General features: G+C 62.0%; 19 protein-coding genes. 13 read left to right on the forward strand and 6 right to left on the reverse strand.

Features of this window, described 5'->3' with window-relative positions:
• Positions 1–9 precede the first annotated feature (9 nt).
• On the reverse strand, positions 10–2,334 hold the full coding sequence (mrcB, locus tag MOQ67_RS26840; protein WP_026140090.1) for a penicillin-binding protein 1B: 2,325 nt from the start codon (positions 2,332–2,334) through the stop codon (positions 10–12).
• 117 nt (positions 2,335–2,451) lie between these two features.
• Here mrcB and MOQ67_RS26845 point away from each other — a divergent pair, with 117 nt between their 5' ends.
• From MOQ67_RS26845 to MOQ67_RS26855, 3 genes are all read left to right on the forward strand, one after another.
• The gene (locus tag MOQ67_RS26845; RefSeq protein ID WP_193039612.1) at positions 2,452–4,008 is read left to right on the forward strand and encodes a bifunctional aminoglycoside phosphotransferase/ATP-binding protein; all 1,557 of its coding nucleotides are present in this window, start codon (positions 2,452–2,454) and stop codon (positions 4,006–4,008) included.
• 92 nt (positions 4,009–4,100) lie between these two features.
• Complete coding sequence (locus tag MOQ67_RS26850) at positions 4,101–4,445, forward strand: pentapeptide repeat-containing protein (RefSeq protein WP_017847447.1); 345 nt, start codon at positions 4,101–4,103, stop codon at positions 4,443–4,445.
• Between the two features lie 204 nt (positions 4,446–4,649).
• On the forward strand, positions 4,650–4,922 hold the full coding sequence (locus tag MOQ67_RS26855) for a TfoX/Sxy family protein (protein WP_017847446.1): 273 nt from the start codon (positions 4,650–4,652) through the stop codon (positions 4,920–4,922).
• 220 nt (positions 4,923–5,142) lie between these two features.
• On the opposite strand, the gene MOQ67_RS26860 is transcribed toward MOQ67_RS26855, so the two are convergent.
• The 3 genes from MOQ67_RS26860 to MOQ67_RS26870 are packed head-to-tail and all read right to left on the reverse strand — an operon-like array spanning position 5,143 to position 7,822.
• Positions 5,143–5,910: a heme ABC transporter ATP-binding protein gene (locus tag MOQ67_RS26860; RefSeq protein WP_046382057.1), complete on the reverse strand. Its 768-nt coding sequence runs from the start codon at positions 5,908–5,910 to the stop codon at positions 5,143–5,145.
• Positions 5,910–6,893: a FecCD family ABC transporter permease gene (locus tag MOQ67_RS26865; protein WP_164887008.1), complete on the reverse strand. Its 984-nt coding sequence runs from the start codon at positions 6,891–6,893 to the stop codon at positions 5,910–5,912. The genes MOQ67_RS26860 and MOQ67_RS26865 overlap by 1 nt, the downstream gene beginning before the upstream one ends.
• Positions 6,894–6,943: 50 nt before the next feature.
• Entirely contained in the window at positions 6,944–7,822 is an 879-nt protein-coding gene (locus MOQ67_RS26870) for a heme/hemin ABC transporter substrate-binding protein (RefSeq protein WP_057005454.1), read from the reverse strand.
• 156 nt (positions 7,823–7,978) lie between these two features.
• On the opposite strand from MOQ67_RS26870, the gene MOQ67_RS26875 reads away from it, so the two are divergent.
• Positions 7,979–8,296, forward strand: coding sequence for a Rieske (2Fe-2S) protein (locus MOQ67_RS26875; RefSeq protein ID WP_046382054.1), 318 nt, complete (start codon positions 7,979–7,981; stop codon positions 8,294–8,296).
• Here MOQ67_RS26875 and sfsA read toward each other — a convergent pair.
• Both sfsA and MOQ67_RS26885 read right to left on the reverse strand, forming a co-directional pair.
• Positions 8,293–9,006: a DNA/RNA nuclease SfsA gene (gene sfsA / locus MOQ67_RS26880; protein WP_017847441.1), complete on the reverse strand. Its 714-nt coding sequence runs from the start codon at positions 9,004–9,006 to the stop codon at positions 8,293–8,295. The two genes, MOQ67_RS26875 and sfsA, sit on opposite strands and share 4 nt — an antisense overlap.
• Positions 9,006–10,178, reverse strand: a complete 1,173-nt coding sequence (locus MOQ67_RS26885) for a pyridoxal phosphate-dependent aminotransferase (RefSeq protein ID WP_046487535.1) — start codon at positions 10,176–10,178, stop codon at positions 9,006–9,008. Before MOQ67_RS26885 ends, sfsA begins: the two co-directional genes overlap by 1 nt.
• 321 nt (positions 10,179–10,499) lie before the next feature.
• On the opposite strand from MOQ67_RS26885, the gene dksA reads away from it, so the two are divergent.
• The 9 genes from dksA to panC all read left to right on the forward strand — a co-directional run bounded on the left by dksA (position 10,500) and on the right by panC (position 21,044).
• Positions 10,500–10,943 (forward strand): RNA polymerase-binding protein DksA, encoded by a 444-nt coding sequence (gene dksA / locus MOQ67_RS26890; RefSeq protein WP_017847439.1) that lies wholly within the window; start codon positions 10,500–10,502, stop codon positions 10,941–10,943.
• Positions 10,944–11,027: 84 nt separating this feature from the next.
• Complete coding sequence (gluQRS, locus tag MOQ67_RS26895) at positions 11,028–11,915, forward strand: tRNA glutamyl-Q(34) synthetase GluQRS (protein WP_017847438.1); 888 nt, start codon at positions 11,028–11,030, stop codon at positions 11,913–11,915.
• Positions 11,916–11,977: 62 nt separating this feature from the next.
• Positions 11,978–12,154 carry a hypothetical protein gene (locus tag MOQ67_RS26900; RefSeq protein ID WP_003176118.1) on the forward strand — a complete coding sequence of 59 codons (177 nt, stop codon included), beginning with the start codon at positions 11,978–11,980 and terminating at the stop codon, positions 12,152–12,154.
• Positions 12,138–15,092, forward strand: a complete 2,955-nt coding sequence (locus tag MOQ67_RS26905) for a sensor histidine kinase (protein WP_162231511.1) — start codon at positions 12,138–12,140, stop codon at positions 15,090–15,092. The genes MOQ67_RS26900 and MOQ67_RS26905 overlap by 17 nt, the downstream gene beginning before the upstream one ends.
• Positions 15,093–15,114: 22 nt before the next feature.
• The gene (locus tag MOQ67_RS26910; protein ID WP_017847436.1) at positions 15,115–16,554 is read left to right on the forward strand and encodes a sigma-54-dependent transcriptional regulator; all 1,440 of its coding nucleotides are present in this window, start codon (positions 15,115–15,117) and stop codon (positions 16,552–16,554) included.
• A gap of 697 nt (positions 16,555–17,251) precedes the next feature.
• The gene (locus tag MOQ67_RS26915; RefSeq protein ID WP_017847435.1) at positions 17,252–18,655 is read left to right on the forward strand and encodes a polynucleotide adenylyltransferase PcnB; all 1,404 of its coding nucleotides are present in this window, start codon (positions 17,252–17,254) and stop codon (positions 18,653–18,655) included.
• A gap of 2 nt (positions 18,656–18,657) precedes the next feature.
• The gene (gene folK, locus MOQ67_RS26920) at positions 18,658–19,155 is read left to right on the forward strand and encodes a 2-amino-4-hydroxy-6-hydroxymethyldihydropteridine diphosphokinase (RefSeq protein ID WP_198717765.1); all 498 of its coding nucleotides are present in this window, start codon (positions 18,658–18,660) and stop codon (positions 19,153–19,155) included.
• A gap of 240 nt (positions 19,156–19,395) precedes the next feature.
• Positions 19,396–20,196 (forward strand): 3-methyl-2-oxobutanoate hydroxymethyltransferase, encoded by an 801-nt coding sequence (panB, locus tag MOQ67_RS26925; RefSeq protein ID WP_046487560.1) that lies wholly within the window; start codon positions 19,396–19,398, stop codon positions 20,194–20,196.
• A complete protein-coding gene (panC, locus tag MOQ67_RS26930; RefSeq protein WP_198717766.1) occupies positions 20,193–21,044 on the forward strand; it encodes a pantoate--beta-alanine ligase in 852 nt (283 codons plus the stop codon). Before panB ends, panC begins: the two co-directional genes overlap by 4 nt.
• Positions 21,045–21,240: the final 196 nt, after the last annotated feature.

Genomic DNA, 21,240 nt, shown 5'->3' on the forward strand with positions numbered 1-21,240 from the left:
CCTCTTTGCTTAATTCATCCAGCCCTTGACCCAATCCATCACCGACTCCGCGCTTGCAGGGGCACTGCCACCGCACGCGGCACCGGGAGGTGGTTCGCTGCCGCGAATATACGGCATCTGCACCGCGCCCGGACAGTTGGCATCGGAGCCCTGGCCGGTGTGCGGATCAATCCAGGCCTGCACGATGTTGTCCGGCTGCGGCATGCTCAGCGGCAACGGATCGGCCTTGCGCATGAAACTGGTCCAGACCTGCAACGCACCGGTCGCGCCGGTGAACGGCGTCTTGCCGTTGTCATCACGCCCCAGCCAGACCACGGCCAGCACATCCTGACCGAAGCCGGCGAACCAACTGTCACGCGAATCGTTACTGGTACCGGTCTTGCCCGCCAGTGTCAGGTTGGAAGGCAGGACCTTGTACACCGAGCTACCGGTACCTTCGCGCATCACACGCTGCATGGCGTTCTGGATCAGGTAGATGGAGCCCGCGTCGAAACGCTGCTGAATCTGGAACGGATAGCGCTTGAGCGGCTCGCCTTCGGCCGTCAGCACGCTGCGAATGCCGCGCATCGGCGTGTTGAAACCACCGTTGGCGAGGGTCTGGTACATGGTCGCCACTTCCATCGGCGTCATGGCACCGGCGCCCAGAAGCATCGATGGGAAGGCCGGGAATTCGCGGGTGATGCCCAGGCGCGCGAGGGTCTTGAGGACGTTCGGCACGCCCACTTCGAGCCCCAGGCGCGAGGTCGAGATGTTGTAGGAATGCGCCAGCCCCTGGTACAGGAACACCGTACCGTGAGAACGACGATCGAAGTTCTGCGGGGTCCAGACCTGGCCGTCAGCACCTTTGACCGACAGCGGGTCGTCTGACAGCCAACTGGTCAGGGTGTATTTGCTCGGTTTTTCCAACGCCGTCAGGTACACCGCCGGCTTGACCAGCGAGCCGATCGGCCGCACCGCGTCCAGCGCACGGTTGAAGCCGGCGAAACTGGCCTGGCGGCTGCCGATCATGGCCTGGACTTCACCGGTTTCCGGGTTGGTCACCACCATGGCTGCTTCGACTTCGTCGGAGCCTTTACGCCCCGCCAGACGCTTGAAGGTGTCGTTGACCGACGCTTCGGCTTTCATCTGCAGGATCGGGTCGAAACTGGTGAAGATGCGCAGGCCTTCCTCGGTCAAGTCTTCGTCGCGGTAGTCTTCACGCAACTGGCGTTTGACCAGGTCGATAAAGCCCGGGAAGGAGCTGTCCGCCAGCTTGCCGCGGGTGGTCACGCCCAGTGGCATTTTCTTCGCCGCAGCAACCTGTTCCGCCGTGGCCACGCCCTGCTGCTCCAGCACGTCGAGCACCAGGTTACGCCGCTCAAGCGCGCGCTCAGGATTGCGCCGCGGGTTGTAGTAGGACGGCCCCTTGACCATGCCCACCAGCAACGCGACCTGATGCAACTTCAGCTCGGACAGCGGCTGGCCGAAGAAGAACTGGCTGGCCAGCCCGAAACCGTGGACCGCGCGCTGGCCGTCCTGGCCGACGAACACCTCGTTGAGGTAGGCCTCAAGGATTTCCTGCTTGCTGTAATGCAGCTCCAGCAGCATCGCCATCATGGCTTCGGTGAGTTTACGGGTCAGGCTGCGCTCGTTGGTGAGGTAGAAGTTCTTCACCAATTGCTGGGTCAGCGTACTGCCGCCCTGGGTCATTTTGCCGCCGGATGTGTTGACCCAGATCGCACGGGCAATGGACTTCGGCGACACGCCCCAGTGGCTGTAGAAATCGCGGTCTTCCACGGCAACCAGGGTTTCAAGCAGGTACGGCGGCACCTGATCGAGCTTGATCAGGATGCGATCTTCCAGGTTCTTCGGGTAAATCCCGCCGATCATCAACGGTTCCAGGCGCACCACGGGCAGCTTCGAGCCATTCAGCGACGACAGCTCGGCCACGTAGTCGCCGGAGAAGCGCACGCGCACCGGCTGGGGTTTTTCCAGGCCTTCATAGAACTGGAAGCCGCGGGTGTTCAAGTCCACGGTATTGCCGCTGACGGCCGCAGCGCCGGGGCCGTTGCTCACAGGTTCGCGGCGGTAGCCCAAGGCGTCGAGTTCGGTGAGGAAGTCATCCTTGCTCAGCTTCTGACCGGTGAACAGCTCCAGCGGACGGGCGTACACCTTGGCCGGAATGGTCCAGCGCTTGCCGGAGAATTTTTCCTGGACCACGGCATCGAGGTACACCGCAAAGCCAGCGAGCACCACAAGACCCACCAGGCTGAGCTTGAGCGCCCAGCCCAGCCACGGGCGCAGGCCGCGGGAAGGAGGTTTTTTACGGGAACGGGGAGATCGGGTTCGAGTCATGGCGGCGGATTATACGCACTTTATCGATGATCAACATGAGCCGGACAGCGGTTTGCACAGCAGGCGTCAGCAGCCATAATGCCCGCCATGATTTCCCCTGACTTTGAAGGATCGCCCGTGAGCCAGCCCCTGATTGCCGCCCTGCAGAACCCGGCTTTATACCCCCATCCGGTTGAAGCGTTCCAAGTCATCGAGACCCATATTTCCTGGGTCATACTGACCGGCCCTTACGCTTATAAACTGAAGAAACCGGTGAACTTCGGCTTCCTGGACTTCACCAAACTGGAAGATCGCGGGCATTTCTGCAACGAAGAGCTGCGCCTGAACCAGCGCCTGACCAAAGATTTGTATCTTGAAGTGTTGCCGATCACCGGCACGGCCGAAGCGCCGCAATTGGGCGGTGACGGCCCGGTCATCGAATACGCGCTGAAAATGCGTCAATTCCCGCAAAGCCAGTTGCTCAGCACCTTGCAAGCCAACGGTGAGCTGACCAGCGCGCACATCGACGAGATGGCCAAACAGATCGCGCACTTCCACCTCACCGCACCGAAAGTGCCGCAAGAGCACCCGGCCGGCACCCCCGACGAGGTGATGGCACCGGTACGCCAGAACTTCGATCAGATCCGCCCGTTCCTCAGCGACAAAGCCGACCTGCTGCAACTCGAAGCCCTGCAAGCCTGGGCCGAAAGCAGCTTCGAACGCCTCAAGCCGCTGCTGGCACAGCGCAAGCGCGATGGTTTCACCCGCGAGTGCCACGGCGATATCCACCTGGGCAATGCCACCTTGATCGATGGCCACGTGGTGATCTTCGACTGCATCGAGTTCAACGAACCGTTTCGCTTCACCGACGTATACGCCGACACCGGCTTCCTGGCCATGGACCTGGAAGACCGCGGCCTCAAATCCCTGGCACGCCGGTTCATCAGCCAGTACCTCGAACTGACCGGCGACTACCAGGGCCTGGAAGTGCTGAACTTCTATAAAGCCTACCGCGCACTGGTCAGGGCCAAAGTCGCGCTGTTCAGCATGCCCAGCGAAGCGAGCCCGGTGCAGCGCGCCACCACCCTGCGCCAGTACCGCAACTACGCCAACCTGGCGGAGAGCTACAGCGTTATTCCGTCGCGCTTCCTGGCGATTACCCACGGCGTTTCCGCTGTAGGCAAAAGCCACGTGGCCATGCGTCTGGTGGAAGCCTTGGGCGCCGTTCGCCTGCGTTCGGACGTGGAGCGCAAGCGCCTGTTTGGTGAACAACAAGTGGAAAACACGCCCCAGGCCGGCATCTATGCTGCCGACGCCAGCGCGAAAACCTACGCCCGCCTGAACGAGATCGCCGAGACCGTGCTGCGCGCCGGGTTCCCGGTGGTACTGGATGCGACCTTCCTGAAACGCGCACAACGCGATGCCGCCGCCAAAGTCGCCGAAGCGACGGGCGCGCCGTTCCTGATCCTGGACTGCAATGCGCCGCAGGCCGTTATCACCAGTTGGCTGGCACAACGTCAGGCAGACAAGAACGATCCGTCTGACGCTACATTGACGATCATTGAAGAGCAGCAGGCCCAACGCGAACCGCTGACAGCCGAAGAGCTGTTGCTGAGCAAGCGCGTCGAGACCAATCAAAGCGGAACCCTCGATGCACTGGTCGAGCAAATTCGCCAGCGCATGCCTGGTCTGTAAGAAAAACTTCTTGGTCGCGTCGTCACCTTAGGCGAGCGGCCAAGCAATAGTGGCACTATAATGGCGCCATAAATCCAACAGGTGTCGCTATCATGAGTCAGCCCAAGCTTCTTGATACCCCGCTCTATTCGCTTCTGCATAAAGACGATATCCGCGGTTTCAACCAGGAACGCCCCAAAGACGGCGTCATCGACATGCGCGGTGGCGACTTCCGCGGGCTGGATCTGCGCGATCTGAACGCCAGCGGCGTGGACTTCACCGATGCGTACTTCCGTTCCGCCGATTTGCGCGGGCTGGACTTGCGCGACTGTTCATTGGAAGGCGCGAGCCTGGCCCATGCGCAGATTTCGGGCACCTACTTCCCGCCGGAACTGACGGCCGACGAGATCCTCATGTCGGTCAATTTCGGCACGCGCCTGCGCTACCGCACCAAGTAACACGCCCTCCCAAGCCCCCGGTCTCGTGCAAGACGGACCGGGGACTTCGCGCCTGCCCGCAATAAAACGTCGACGCCATCCTTATAAGCTTTTGCGCCATTCCTGACCAAAGAACTACGCTTTTCCTACTGAGCGCTACACTCCTTTTCAGGCTTGCCTGGTCACGACACCCACCGCACCATTCGGCCGTCGCAAGGAGGCTCGATGAACGATGAGCTGCAACACCTGAGAAACCTTGGCAAGACCTCGGCGCAATGGCTGCATGCGGCGGGCATCCACAGTGCGTCAGACCTGCGGCGCCTGGGCGCGGTCGATGCTTATCGAGCCGTTCGCACGCGTGGCTTCCGTGCCTCGAAAGTCTTGCTGTATGCAATCGAAGGGGCATTGATGGATGTGCATTGGAACGACATTCCTGCCGAACGCAAGGAAGCGCTGAACCGCCAATTGGATGCTATCTCGGCGCGCCAGAAGAATTAGATCGACGACCCCACCCGCCGCTGACAAAGATTCCGGACAAGGGCCTGTGAAAACAAATCTTGACTCTTAAATGAGAATCGTTATGATTATCACAACTGGTCGCGAGATCAGCCGATAACTGAAAGACCATTGGTTCGGACTCTCAGATTATCTCCTCATCAGGCTAATCACGGTTATTTGACCCGGCTCTTGCCGGGTCTTTTTTTGCCGGTAAAAAGCCTCAGCGCGCAATGATCAACGGATGCCCGCGCTCCGGATGCGGCTGCACCAGCACATCCAGCCCGAAGACCGCTTTGAGCGGCTCAGGCCGCAGAACCTGTGCCGGGGTATCCAGCGCATGGGGGCGGCCCGCGTCGAGCAACAGAATCCGGTCGCAGTAACGCGCCGCCAGGTTCAGGTCATGCAGAATCACCAGCACTGCTGCGCCACGGTCAGCAAAGCGGCGTATCGCCTGCAAGGTCGTGTGTTGATGCAAAGGGTCAAGCATCGAGGTCGGCTCATCCAGCAGCAACGTCTGCCCCGCCTGCCCGGGCCATAACTGCGCCAGCACCCGCGCCAGGTGAACGCGCTGCCGCTCGCCGCCCGACAAGGCCAGGTAACTGCGACCGCTCAAGTGCCCGACATCCGCGGCCTGCAACGCGGCATCGATAATCTCGTCATCCCGCACGCGCCCGGTCTGATGGGGCAAGCGGCCCATGCCGACCACCTCTTCGACACGAAAGGCGAAATCCAGGGTTGAAGCCTGCGGCAACACGGCCAGGCGTTGCGCGCGTTGCGACCCGCTCCAGTCTTTCAGTTCGTGCTGATCCAGCCACACCTGGCCTTGATCCGGGTGCAGTTCCCCGCACAACGCGCCCAGCAACGTGCTCTTGCCCGCGCCATTCGGGCCCAGCACGCCAAGCACCTGGCCGGGCAACAGGTCCAACGTGACATCCGCCAGTACGGTTTTGCGACCGCGACGAATCCTCAGCCCTTCCACTCGCAGCATCAGGCGCGCCCTCGCAACAACAGGTAAAGAAAAAATGGCGCACCAATCAACGCGGTGACGATACCGATCGGCAACTCCGCCGGCGCCAAGGCCAGGCGCGCGACCAGATCCGCCAACAGCAGCAAGCTCGCCCCCGCCAGCACCGAGGCGGGTAACAGCACGCGATGATCCGGCCCGGCCAACAATCGCACCAGGTGCGGCACCACCAGGCCGACGAAGCCGATCATCCCCGCTGCCGCCACCGCCGCGCCCACGCCCAATGCGGTGCAGAACACCAATTCGCGCTTGAGCCGCTCGACATCGACCCCGAGATGAGCGGCCTCGGATTCGCCGAGCAACAGTGCATTCAATGCCTTCGCCCGCCGCGGCAGCCACAGCGCCACGCCAGCGCTCACCAGCAGCAACGGCCACAGGCGCGAATAGCTGGCGCCATTGAGGCTGCCCAGGTTCCAGAAAGTCAGTGTGCGCAGGGTGGCGTCATCGGCCAGGTAGGTAAACAAGCCCACCGCCGAGCTGGCGAGCGCCGTGAGGGCGATACCGGCGAGCAGCATGGTCGCGACATGGGTCTGGCCGTTGCGCCGCCCCAGCCGGTAGACCAGCGCCGTCACCCCCAACCCACCGAGAAACGCGCACAACGACAACAGATACGGACCGAACACCTCCGGCAACCCACCCAGAAACGAGCCACCGACAATGGCGAAGGCCGCACCGAGTGCCGCGCCGCTGGATACCCCGACCAACCCCGGATCGGCCAACGGGTTGCGAAACAACCCCTGCATCGCTACGCCCGACAAGGCCAATACACCGCCCACCGCCAGCCCCAGCAAGGTCCGCGGCAAACGGATCTGCCCGAGAATCAGCTCCGCCTGCTCCAGGCCACTGGCCTCGATCGGCACGCCCATCAGGCGCAAGGCCGCCCTGAGCGTATCCAGCAACGGCAGGCTGACCGGCCCCAGCGCCAATGAAAGCCAGATTGCCAGCACACACAACAGCGTCAGGCCGATAAACAGCGTTCGGGGTTTCACCAGCGTACTCATGGGGCAGACGTGGCCTGGGGCGGATAGAAGCCGGCCGACAACTGCACCAGGCTTTGCGGCAGACGCGGCCCGAGCCCGCCGACCAGCAGCGTCGGGTCCACCTCAAACACCCGTGCCTGTTTAGCCGCCGGCGTGGACGCCAGGATCGGGTTCTCCTTGAACAAGGCCGCACGCGCCGCCTCGCCGGTCAGCGCACGGTCGGCAAACACCAGCACCTCGGGGCTCAACCCGGCCAACGACTCCATGGAAAACGGCTTATAACCGCTGTGGGTCGCCAGATTGCGCCCGCCCGCCTGCCGCAGCATCCAGTCAGCCGCCGTGTCTTTGCCAGCGATCAGCGGTTTGCCGCCGGCATTGCCGAGCAGCATCAACACCCCCGGGGCCTTGTGTGTGGCCTGGGCTGTGGCAACCCAACGTTTCTGCCGGTCAAGCGCCTGTTCATACGCGGTAAACAATGCATGGGCCTTGGCCTCACTGCCCAACAACCTCCCCAGGTGTTCGAGGTTGCCTTTCAACGTCGGCAAATCCGGCTGCGCCGAGAACATTTCCACCTGCACCCCGGCGTTGCGAATCTGCGCCAGCACCGGCGGCGGCCCCATTTCCTCGGTACCCACCAAGACCTGCGGGCGCAGACTGAGAATGCCCTCGGCCGACAACTGCCGCTGATAACCGACGCTCGGCAATGCCTTGAGCGAAGCCGGATGCTGGCTGGTGGTGTCGACGCCCACCAACTTCGACTCACCGCCCAGGGCCGTCACCCACTCCGATAACGCGCCGCCAGCACTCACCCAGCGTTGCGGCAGTTCCGAGGCGTGCGCCCCAGGGTTGAGCATCAGTCCGACAACAAGCGCGATAGCGCTGGCACTCAAGCGCATAACAGGGTTTCCTTCCAGGGGCGGGGCTGCTGAAACACTCATGGATGTGACAGATACCTCTTGCCGGGCATCGTACTGAGCGCCCAGTCAGCTAACGGGCGAAGCCTGCATTTGATAATTGTTTGCATTTGAACGTCAAGGCACTTAAGGATTGGAATGAAGTTTCTCTGCCCCTCCGACACCCTCGCCCCCAACAGCAGCCGTGGTTTTGATATCGACGGGCACAAACTGCTGGCCGTGCGCCGGGATGGCATCGCCTACTTCTATCGCAATCGCTGCCCCCATCGCGGCGTCCCCCTGGAATGGCAGCCCGATCACTTCCTCGACGCCAGCGCCAGCCTGATCCAATGCGCCACCCACGGCGCGTTGTTCCTGATCGAGAGCGGCGAATGCATCGCCGGCCCCTGCGCGGGTCAAAGCCTCACTGCCCTGCCCGGCCGCGAAGACGAACAGGGCCTGTGGGTAGAACTCTAGTCGCCGAGCAGCACGTCCAAGCGGCGTTCGACGTAAATTTCCTCGGCCGTGACGCGCACACCATACGCCAGCACTTCCACGCCCGCGGCCTTGGCCTCGCGCAGGGCAGCAGCGTAGGCCGCGTCGATTTCCACGGCCGGGCGCACGGCCTCGATCCCGGACAGGTTGACGCAATACAGCTGCACCGCCCGCACACCATCCCGGGCCAGGTGCGCCAGCTCGCGTAGATGCTTGGCACCGCGCTGGGTCACGGCGTCCGGAAACGCCGCAATCGAGGTGCCATCGAACCCCAGCGTCACACTTTTGACTTCGACATAGGCCGCCCCCTCGGGGTAATCCAGGCGAAAATCAATGCGGCTATTCTCCTGACCGTAAGGCACTTCACGCTTCAATGCGCTAAAGCCGTTGAGTTCGGTGATGACCCCGGCATGCAACGCCTCCTCAACCAGTTGATTGGCACGCGCCGTATTGACGCACGCGAGGCGGCCTTGAGGCGTCTCGGCAATTTCCCAGGTGCCGGGCAACTTGCGCTTGGGGTCAGTGGAGCGACTGAACCAGACCTGCCCGCCCTCGACCATGCAATTGAGCATCGAGCCGGTATTGGGGCAGTGAATGGTCAACAACTCGCCGGTAACGGTTTCGATATCGGTGAGAAAACGCTTGTAGCGGCGAATCAGCCGCGCCTCTTCGAGGGGAGGATGAAAGCGCATCAGCCCTGCCAGCTCCGCAGCCCACGGGCAATGCGCTCTACCGCCTCTTGCAGCCGATCAAGGTTTTGCGTGTAGGCAAAGCGCACATGGTGGCCGGCTTGATAACGACCGAAATCCAGCCCTGGGGTGAACGCCACATGTTCGGTCTCAAGGAAATGACGGCAAAACGCGAAGGCATCACCGCCGAACGCGCTGATATCGGCGTACAAATAGAACGCCCCTTCCGGTTCGACGGCAATACCGAAGCCCAACTCGCGCAGGGCCGGCAGCAGGAAGTCGCGACGGCGCCCGAACTCGGCACGACGCGCTTCCAGGATGCTCAGGGTTTGCGGGGTGAAGCAGGCCAACGCCGCGTACTGCGCCATGCTGGGAGCGCTGATGTAGAGGTTTTGCGCGAGCTTCTCCAACTCACCGACCGCATCGGGCGGTGCCACCAGCCAACCCAGGCGCCAGCCGGTCATGCCGAAATACTTTGAAAAACTATTCAGGACAAACGCATCATCGTCGACTTCCAGCACGCTGGCCGCCTCGGTGCCGTAAGTGAGGCCGTGGTAGATCTCGTCCACCACCAAATGGCCGTTACGCGCCTTGATGGCGCTCGACAACCCGGCCAGTTCGTCCCGCGTCAGGATGGTGCCGGTGGGGTTGGCCGGCGATGCGACCAGCGCGCCCACGCTGTCCTGGTTCCAGTGCTTGGCCACCAGGTCGGCGGTCAATTGATAACGCACGTCCGGCCCCACGGGCACCAACTGCGCCGCGCCTTCCACCAGGCGCAGGAAGTGGCGGTTACATGGGTAACCCGGGTCGGCCAACAGCCAGTGTTTACCGGGGTCCACCAGCAGGCTGCTGGCCAACAGCAACGCGCCGGAGCCGCCCGGGGTGATCAGGATGCGCTCGGGGTCCACGCTCAGGCCGTAGCGTTGCTGGTAGAAACCGCTGATGGCATGGCGCAGTTCCGGCAGGCCGCGGGCTGCGGTATAGCGGGTCTTGCCATTGGCCAGCGCGGCCTGGCCGGCCTGGATGATCGGCTCGGCGGTGGTGAAATCCGGTTCGCCGATTTCCAGATGGATGACATCATGGCCTGCCGCTTGCAGCTCATTGGCTCGCGCCAGCAACGCCATGACATGAAAAGGTTCGATGGCGCGACTGCGCGCACTGTAGGGCTGAGCCATTAGCCTTCCTTAACGGTGAGGACAAAAACAGCGATTCTACCGAACCCTCGCGGTAAAACATGCTCTATTGCCTGCCAGGCCGTCCACGATGAACCCGGCAAGCGCTTGCAAAACGACTAAAATCAACCTTCGAGACGATTCATACCCAGCCACAGCGGGTTGCTGCTGTTTGCAACCCCTGCGTGATGGGCCTCGACAACCGGGAGTGGCGCACCCTGAATCTATCTGGTAAGTTCGCCCGCTTGCAGCCGCAGGGCCGGCAGGTGTCGGTGACGTTGCAATCCTGCGCAATGGATTAGAAGAGTGAGAGGCGGTCTATTCATGTCCACCCAAGCAAAGCAACAGCAATCCCCAGGCCTCAGCGGCTTCGAACCTTACGTCACGAAGGAAGGTGAGGAGTACATGGGCGAGCCCATGCGCGAGCACTTCACCAAGATCCTTAACAAGTGGAAACAAGACTTGATGCAGGAGGTCGACCGCACCGTTGACCATATGAAGGACGAAGCAGCCAACTTCCCTGATCCGGCCGACCGTGCGAGCCAGGAAGAAGAGTTCGCCCTTGAACTGCGTGCCCGTGATCGCGAACGCAAGCTGATCAAGAAGATCGACAAGACACTGCAGTTGATCAAGGACGAAGAATACGGCTGGTGCGAATGCTGCGGCATCGAAATCGGTATTCGCCGCCTGGAAGCACGTCCTACCGCCGACATGTGCGTGGACTGCAAGAACCTGGCAGAAATCAAGGAAAAACAGGTCGGCAAGTAACCCCTGCCGAGCTGAACGAATGGGGCGTACAAACGCCCCATTTTTGTTTCTGGCGTTTAGCGATTTTCCAGTAGTATCCGGCCCATGACAGCCTCTCCCTATATCGGGCGTTTCGCCCCCACGCCCAGCGGCCACCTGCACTTCGGCTCGCTGGTCGCCGCCCTCGCCTCTTACCTTGACGCCCGCGCCAACCATGGCCGCTGGCTGATGCGTATGGAAGACCTCGACCCTCCCCGCGAAGAACCCGGCGCCCAGGCGGCAATCCTGCATGCCCTGGAAAGCTATGGCTTCGAATGGGACGGTGAACTGGTCCGACAAAGCGACCGGCACGATGCCTACGCCAAGGTGCTGAACGACCTGTTCAACCACGGCCTGGCCTATGCCTGTACCTGCTCGCGCAAACAGCTGGAGCCCTACCACGGGATCTACCCGGGCTTGTGCCGTAATGCCGGTCATGAGCAGCACGATGCGGCCATCCGCCTGCGCGTCCCGGAGCTGGAGTACCACTTTACCGACCGCGTACAGGGCGAATTCCGACAACACCTGGGCCGCGAAGTGGGTGACTTCATCATCCGTCGCCGTGACGGCCTCTACGCCTACCAACTGGCCGTGGTGCTCGATGACGCCTGGCAAGGTGTTACCGACATCGTGCGCGGCGCCGACCTGCTCGACTCCACGCCGCGCCAGCTGTACCTGCAAGAATTATTGGGGCTGCGCCAACCGCGTTACCTGCACGTGCCGCTGATCGTCCAGCCGGACGGTAACAAGTTGGGCAAATCCTATCGCTCCCCACCCTTGACCACAGACCAGGCCACGCCTTTGCTATTGAGAGCCCTGCGCGCGCTCGGCCAGCAACCCGGCGACGAACTGCTGCACGCCAGCCCACGGGAACTGCTGGATTGGGGCATTGCCCACTGGGATGCGCAGTTGATCCCGCGCACACTCACGCTGGCCGAAGCGCAGTTGCGCTGAAGGCGCTTGCAGCCGGCCAGGCATCCGTTACCATCGCCGCAGTTATTCAATCAGAGGCCAACATGTACATCTATCGCTTGGTCCTGCTGCTGGTCGTCGGGATCTACCTGTTTTCCCCCGCCATCATGGATTGGTGGATCGACGCCACGGGCGCCTGGTATCGCCCCTATCTGCTGTGGCTGATCCTGATCGTCGTGACTTTCATCCTGCAGAGCCAAAAAGATGCCGATGAGCTTTAGCCTCACCCAGATGCTGCTGATCAGCGCCGCCTACCTGGCTACGTTGTTCGGTGTCGCCTGGATCAGTGAGCGCGGAATGATTCCGCGGGCGATCATTCGCCATCCGTTGACCTACACCTTGTCCTTGGGCGTCTACGCCAGCGCCTGGGCGTTCTATGGCACGGTGGGCCTGGCCTATCAGTATGGGTATGGCTTTCTGTCCAGTTACCTCGGGGTGTCCGGGGCCTTCTTGCTGGCGCCGGTGCTGCTGTACCCGATCCTGAAGATCACCCGCACCTATCAGTTGTCGTCCCTGGCCGACCTGTTCGCCTTCCGCTTTCGCAGCACCTGGGCGGGCGCGCTGACCACGATTTTCATGCTGATCGGCGTGCTGCCCCTGCTCGCCCTGCAGATCCAGGCGGTGGCCGACTCCATCAGCATCCTGACCCGTGAGCCGGTGCAGTATCGCGTCGCCCTGGCCTTCTGCGCACTGATCAGCCTGTTCACGATTTTCTTCGGTTCACGCCACATCGCCACCCGCGAGAAACACGAAGGCCTGGTCTTTGCGATTGCTTTCGAGTCGGTGATCAAGCTGATCGCCATCGGTGGCGTCGGCCTGTATGCGCTCTACGGCGTATTCGACGGCCCGCAACAGCTGGAGTTGTGGCTGCTGCAAAACCAGACCGCCCTCGCCGCGCTGCACACCCCGCTGCAGGAAGGCCCGTGGCGCACGTTGCTGCTGGTGTTCTTCGCCTCGGCCATCGTGATGCCGCACATGTACCACATGACGTTCACCGAGAACCTCAACCCGCGCTCGCTGGTCAGCGCCAGCTGGGGCTTGCCGCTGTTCCTGCTATTGATGAGCCTGGCGGTGCCGCTGATCCTCTGGGCCGGCCTCAAACTGGGCGCCACCACCAACCCCGAATACTTCACCCTCGGCATCGGTATTGCGGCCAACAGCCCGGCCCTGGCGCTGCTGGCCTATGTCGGCGGGTTGTCGGCGGCCAGTGGCCTGATCATCGTCACCACGCTGGCGCTCTCCGGCATGGCGCTCAATCACCTGGTGCTGCCGCTGTACCAGCCGCCGGCCGAAGGCAATATCTACCGCTGGCTGAAATGGACCCGCCGTGCGCTGATCGTCGCGATCATCATGGCCGGCTACGGTTTCTACCTGCTGCTGGGCGCCGGGCAAGACCTGGCCAACCTGGGGATCGTCGCGTTTGTCGCCACCTTGCAGTTCCTGCCGGGGGTGTTGTCGGTGCTGTACTGGCCGACGGCCAATCGGCGCGGCTTTATCGCCGGGTTGCTCGCCGGGATTCTGGTGTGGCTGGTGACCATGTTGCTGCCGTTGGTCGGCAACCTGCAGGGTTTCTACATCCCGCTGCTGAACATGATCTACGTGCTCGACGACACCAGTTGGCACATGGCAGCGATCGCCTCGCTGGCCGCCAACGTGCTGATGTTCACCCTGATCTCGCTGTTCACCAACGCCAGCCCGGAAGAAACCAGCGCCGCCGAAGCCTGCGCGGTGGACAACGTGCGCCGCCCGCAACGCCGCGAGCTGCATGCCGCCTCGCCCCAAGAGTTCGCCACGCAACTGGCCAAGCCTCTGGGCGCCAAGGCCGCGCAAAAGGAAGTCGAACAAGCGCTGCGCGACCTCTATCTGCCGTTCGACGAGCGCCGCCCCTACGCCCTGCGCCGCCTGCGCGACCGAATCGAAGCCAACCTGTCCGGGCTGATGGGCCCCAGCGTGTCGCAGGACATGGTGGAAACGTTCCTGCCCTACAAGGCGAGCGGCGAAAACTACGTCACTGAAGACATCCACTTCATCGAAAGCCGGCTTGAGGATTACCACTCACGCCTCACTGGCCTGGCCGCCGAACTCGATGCCCTGCGCCGCTATCACCGCCAGACCTTGCAGGAACTGCCGATGGGGGTCTGCTCCCTGGCCAAGGACCAGGAGATTCTGATGTGGAACAAGGCCATGGAAGAACTCACCGGCATTGCCGCGCAACGGGTCGTGGGCTCGCGCCTCAATACCCTGGGCGACCCGTGGAAGGAACTGCTGCAAGGCTTTATCAACCTGCCCGACGAACACTTGCACAAGCAGCACCTGGCCCTCGACGGCCAGACCCGCTGGCTCAACCTGCACAAGGCGGCGATCGACGAGCCCCTGGCCCCCGGTAACAGCGGCCTGGTGTTGCTGGTGGAAGACCTGACCGAAACCCAGATGCTCGAAGACAAGCTGGTGCATTCCGAGCGCCTGGCCAGTATCGGTCGCCTGGCGGCGGGCGTGGCCCATGAAATCGGCAACCCGATCACCGGTATCGCCTGCCTGGCGCAGAACCTGCGCGAAGAGCGCGAGGAAGACGGCGAAATCACCGAGATCAGCGGGCAGATCCTCGAACAGACCAAGCGCGTGTCGCGCATCGTGCAGTCGCTGATGAGCTTCGCCCACGCCGGCGCCCATCAGAACCACGACGAAGCAGTGTGCCTGGCCGAAGTGGCGCAGGATGCCATTGGGCTGCTGGCCTTGAATCGGCGCAATTTCGAAGTACAGTTCTTCAACCTGTGCGATCCGGACCACTGGGTCGACGGTGACTCCCAGCGCTTGGCGCAGGTGTTGATCAACCTGTTGTCGAACGCCCGCGACGCGTCCCCCGCCGGCAGTGCGGTACGCGTCAAGAGCGAGGCTTTCGAGCACACGGTCGACCTGATCGTGGAGGACGAAGGCAGCGGCATTCCACAGAACATCAAGGACCGCTTGTTCGAACCCTTCTTCACCACCAAGGACCCCGGTGAAGGCACCGGTCTGGGCCTTGCACTGGTCTATTCCATCGTTGAAGAGCATTATGGACAAATCACCATCGACAGCCCGGCTGACACAGAAAGCCAACGCGGCACCCGTATTCGGGTGACCTTGCCGCGTCATGTCGAAGCGACGTCCGCTGTGAACTGAGACCGTCGAGAGAATTGAATCAATGCCGCACATTTTGATCGTCGAAGACGAAACCATTATCCGCTCTGCCTTGCGTCGCCTGCTTGAACGTAATCAGTACCAGGTCAGCGAAGCCGGCTCGGTGCAGGAAGCCCAAGAGCGGTTCAGTATTCCCACGTTCGACCTGATTGTCAGCGACCTGCGCCTGCCCGGCGCGCCGGGCACCGAGTTGATCAAGCTCGGCCAGGGCACCCCGGTGCTGATCATGACCAGCTACGCCAGCCTGCGCTCGGCGGTGGACTCCATGAAGATGGGCGCGGTGGACTACATCGCCAAGCCGTTCGACCACGATGAGATGCTCCAGGCCGTGGCCCGCATCCTGCGTGACCGCCAGTCGGCCAGCAGCGCTACGGCCGAACAGCGTCCCGCCGGCAAGGCGGCCAACGGCGCCGACAAGCCGGGCGTCGACAACAGCAATGGCGAGATCGGCATCATCGGCTCCTGCCCACCGATGCAGGACCTGTACAGCAAGATCCGCAAAGTGGCGCCGACGGACTCGAATGTGCTGATCCAGGGCGAATCGGGGACCGGTAAGGAACTGGTGGCCCGCGCCCTGCACAACCTGTCCAAGCGCGCCAAGGCACCGATGATCTCGGTGAACTGCGCGGCAATCCCCGAATCCCTGATCGAGTCCGAACTGTTCGGCCACGAGAAAGGCGCGTTTACCGGCGCCAGCGCCGGACGCGCGGGCCTGGTGGAAGCGGCGGACGGCGGCACGCTGTTCCTCGACGAAATCGGCGAGTTGCCCCTGGAAGCCCAGGCGCGCCTGCTGCGTGTACTGCAAGAAGGCGAAATCCGCCGGGTGGGTTCGGTGCAATCGCAGAAGGTCGACGTGCGCCTGATCGCGGCCACTCACCGCGACCTCAAGAGCCTGGCCAAGATCGGCCAGTTCCGTGAAGACTTGTATTACCGCCTGCATGTGATCGCACTCAAGCTGCCGGCCCTGCGGGAACGGGGTGCCGACGTCAACGAGATCGCCAATGCGTTCCTGTTGCGCCAGAGCGCGCGCATCAACCGTACCGACCTGCGGTTCGCCGCAGACGCCGAGCAGGCGATTCGGCACTACTCATGGCCGGGTAACGTGCGGGAGTTGGAGAATGCGGTCGAGCGTGCGGTGATTCTGTCGGAGAGCCCGGAAATTTCCGCCGAACTGCTGGGTATCGATATAGAGCTCAGTGACCTGGAAGACGACGACTTCATCGGCCTGGCCCCGCAACAGGGCGCCGCCGGCAATACCAGCCATGAACCGACGGAAGATTTGTCACTGGAAGACTACTTCCAGCATTTCGTCCTCGAGCACCAGGACCACATGACCGAGACCGAACTGGCGCGCAAGCTGGGCGTAAGCCGCAAGTGCCTGTGGGAACGGCGCCAACGCCTGGGTATTCCACGACGCAAGACCGGAGTGGCCAGCGAAAGCTGAGGGCGCGCGCCCACAGGTAACACCCGCCAATGTGAAAAAACTGTTACCGCGGATATTTCGCGTAACAAAAGCCGGGGCTTACGGTAACGAAGCCCCGGCTTTTTTTTCGCCGCCAAACAGCCAAAAACCCCTCAACCCCCTGATTTTGCTGGTCGGCGCAAAAGTTGGCACGCACCCTGCTATATGCTTAGTACAAAAACAATAACAAGCTTTGTACAAGACAATAAAAATAAGACGAATCGACTCACGCACAATAAAAACAACACGGCGGAGGCGCAGCTAACTGATTCTTTTGGAGAGGCGTTGCATTTGGGGCTTGCCCCGCAACCAGGCCGAGAACAACAAAAACTGCCCTAAGGCAGAGCCTGAACTGGTTGGATCGTAGATCAGCAACACAGCGACCAAAGCAATCCGTTTGCTCTTGACTCCCGATTGGGAGTGTCATGAAGGTCACACTTCATGGCGAGGGCGATCAACAAAAACAAAAAGCCCGAAACCAATAATAAAAATAGAGCACGCAACTACTTCTGGGGGAGCTTCGGCTCCCCTTGTAGTTTCCGGTATTTGACGTTTTTAGGCTTATGGCGCAAGGCCTGTAGCTTGTTCCTACACCATCCCCCGACTAAATGCTAGAATCCCGGCCCATCATGCGGTCATTCTTCGTTATGGCCGAACATTCCTTCAAACAGTGCATCCCATGCTGAAGAAGTTGTTCCAGTCATTCCGTTCTCCCTTGCGTCGAACGCAACACAAACGCAGCACGCCTGAAGTGCTCAACAGCAGCCAACATTCGCTGCAACGCGCTCAGTTCAGCCGTTATGCAGTGAACATCGTCGAACGTTTGCAGAACGCCGGTTACCAGGCTTATCTGGTGGGCGGCTGTGTACGCGACATGTTGCTCAATATCACGCCCAAGGACTTCGACGTCGCCACCAGCGCCACGCCCGAGCAAGTGCGCGCCGAGTTTCGCAATGCGCGCATCATCGGCCGCCGCTTCAAGCTGGTGCATATTCACTTTGGCCGCGAAATCATCGAGGTCGCGACCTTCCGTGCCGGTCATCCGCAAAACGATGAGGAAGAAGACACCAATCAGTCTTCCCGCAACGAAAGCGGACGCATCCTGCGCGACAACGTCTACGGCACCCTGGAAGAAGACGCGCAGCGCCGCGACTTCACCATCAACGCCTTGTATTACGACCCGGTCAGCGAGCGCATCCTCGATTACGCCAACGGCGTACACGATATTCGCAACAACCTGATCCGCCTGATCGGCGACCCGACGCAGCGTTACCAGGAAGACCCGGTACGCATGCTGCGGGCGGTGCGTTTCGCCGCGAAGCTGAACTTCGGTATCGAGCGCCACACGGCTGCACCGATTCGCGAACTGGCGCCGATGCTGCGGGAAATCCCCTCGGCGCGCCTGTTCGAAGAAGTGCTCAAGCTGTTCCTCTCGGGCTACGCCGCCGATACCTTCGAAATGCTCGTCGACCTGCAGTTGTTCGATCCCTTGTTCCCGGCGAGTGCCGAAGCACTGGAATACAACCCGACGTATACCCACACCCTGATCAGCGAAGCGTTGATCAACACCGACCTGCGCATCAAACAGAACAAACCGGTCACCCCGGCGTTCCTGTTTGCCGCCCTGTTGTGGCCGGCCTTGCCCAAACGCGTACTGCGTCTGCAGGACCGCGGCATGCCGCCGATCCCGGCCATGCAGGAAGCCGCTCACGAGTTGATCGCCGAGCAGTGCCAGCGCATCGCCATCCCGAAACGCTTCACCCTGCCGATCCGCGAGATCTGGGACATGCAGGAACGCCTGCCGCGTCGCAGCGGCAAGCGCGCCGACCTGTTGCTGGAGAACCCGCGCTTCCGTGCCGGCTACGACTTCCTGCTGCTGCGTGAAAGCGCCGGCGAGCAGACCGACGGCCTGGGTGAATGGTGGACCGACTACCAGGACGCCAATGACAGCGAGCGCCGCGAGATGATTCGTGAGCTCGGCAGCAAAGGCGATGGCGTCGGCGAAGGGCCCAAGAAGCGTCGTCGCAGCGGGAGCAAACGCAAGCGCAGTGCCGCCGATGCCTCGGGCGCCGCAGGCGAATAAACGTGGAACGCATCTACATCGGCATGGGCAGCAACCTGGCGGCCCCGGAGCAACAATTGCGCAATGCTATCGAGGCGTTGGCGCAATTGCCGGGCACTACCGTCGCCGGGGTGTCGGCCTTCTATCAAAGCGACTCCCTGCTCCCCGGCCAACCGCGCTACACCAATGCGGTCGCGGCCCTGGACAGCTGCCTGGCGCCACTGGAACTGCTCGATGCGCTGCAAGCCATCGAGAACGACCAGGGCCGCGAACGCCTTGAACGTTGGGGCCCACGCACGCTCGACCTGGATATCCTGCTGTTCGGCGACCGCCTGATCGACGAACCACGCCTGCAAGTGCCGCACTATCAGATGCACCTGCGCGCCTTCGTGCTGTACCCGCTGGCCGAACTGGCCCCAGCCACCCTGCAATTGCCCGATGGCCGGCGCCTCAGCGACCTGCTCGCAGCCTGCCCGTTTGTCGGCCTGGAACGCGTGCCTGCGCTCAGCACCCAGCGTTGATCAGCCACTGCTGAATCGCATCAGTAACAGCGGTAACACCACCGTCGTAACAATGCGGTAACACATGCAATTGACTTCCCGTGTCCTCCTCACGACTATAGGCGTCCCGCTGCCGCCAACCGGCGCTAAAGGGCGCAATCCAGGCCTTATAAGCACTGCTCTCAAGAAAGTGCGCCTGTATAAACGAAGACTCATGCGCGTTACTCGCTGTTTCCAAGCGCCTGAACGAGGACCCTTTTCATGCCAGACGTTACCCTGACCACCTTGCAGAGCCTCAAGCTCAAAGGTGAAAAAATCGCTATGCTGACCTGCTATGACGCCACCTTCGCCCACGCCTGCTGCCAAGCCGGTGTCGAGGTGTTACTGGTGGGCGACTCCCTCGGCATGGTGCTTCAAGGGCATGACAGCACCCTGCCCGTCACCACGGATGAACTCGCGTACCACACCGCCAGCGTCAAGCGCGGTAACGACGGCGCCTTTATCATCGCCGACCTGCCGTTCATGGGTTACGCCACCGTCGAACAGACCTTCCACAACGCCGGCAAATTGATGCAAGCCGGCGCGCACATGGTCAAGGTCGAAGGGGCCGCCTGGCTCGCCGAGTCGATCCGCATGCTGGCTGAACGCGGCGTACCGGTGTGCGCGCACATGGGCCTGACGCCGCAGTCCGTGAACATCCTCGGCGGCTATAAAGTCCAGGGCCGTAACGAAGCCCAGGCGCGCCAGATGCGTGCCGATGCCATCGCCCTGGAACAAGCCGGCGCCGCGATGATCCTGCTCGAATGCGTGCCCAGCGAACTGGCCGCGGAAATCACCCATGCGGTCAAAGTGCCGGTGATCGGCATTGGCGCCGGGTCGGCCACCGACGGCCAGGTCCTGGTGCTGCACGACATGCTCGGCCTGTCGATAACCGGCCGGGTACCGAAGTTCGTGAAGAACTTCATGACCGGCCAGGACAGCATCCACGCCGCGTTGAGCGCATACGTCGCCGAAGTCAAAGGCGTGACCTTCCCAGGCGCCGAACACGGATTCTCTGCATGAACACCGTAAAAACCCTACGTGAACTACGGGCCGCCGTTACCCATGCCCGCAGCGCCGACAAACGCATCGGCTTTGTGCCCACCATGGGCAACCTGCACAGCGGCCACGCGGCCCTCGTGGCCAAGGCGGCTCAACAGGCGGATTTCGTGGTCGCGAGCATCTTCGTCAACCCGCTGCAATTTGGCGCCGGCGAAGACCTGGACAAGTACCCGCGCACCCTCGCCGCCGACCAGGAAAAACTCCTGCAAGCCGGCTGCAACCTGTTGTTCGCGCCAAGCGTCGAGGAAATGTACCCCAGCGGCATGACCGGCCAGACCCGCGTCAGCGTGCCGCAATTGTCCGAAGGCCTGTGCGGCGCCAGCCGTCCTGGGCACTTTGAAGGTGTGGCCACGGTGGTCAACAAGCTGTTCAACATGGTCCAGCCGGATATGGCCGTGTTTGGCCAGAAGGACTACCAGCAACTGGCCGTGATTCGCGCCATGGTCCATGACCTGAACATGCCGATCCAGATCATCGGTGAACCGACCGTGCGCGCCGAGGATGGCCTTGCGCTGTCATCGCGCAACGGTTACCTCACCGCCGAGCAGCGGGCCGTCGCGCCGGCGTTGTACCGCAGCCTGAGTCAGATTGCCGCCGCCATCAAAGGCGGCGACCGCGACTTCGCCAAACTGCGTGCCGAACAGATCCAGCAGATCGAAGCCGCCGGCATGCGCGTGGACTACCTCGAAGTGCGCCAAGGTGTCCACCTGCGCCCGGCCACGGCCGAGGATCGCGATGTAGTGATTCTGGTCGCGGCCTACCTGGGCGCGACGCGCCTGATCGACAACCTGCATCTGCCCCTCGACTGACCCCCCGCCCGTTGCCCAGCCTGATGCGCCGGTATAAAAAAGTACCGGCCACAGCGCAGACAAAGCCAAGACATATCGACACGCTAGGTTTAATGTATTCGCCCTGCGCTATGGTTAGCGCTGTCCGGAACCCAACGCTTGATGAAAGACTGGATGTTTCGGGCTTTGAAGTGTCCTAAAGGCAGTCCCCGTAATA

This window comes from Pseudomonas sp. LY-1 (genome assembly GCF_053502595.1).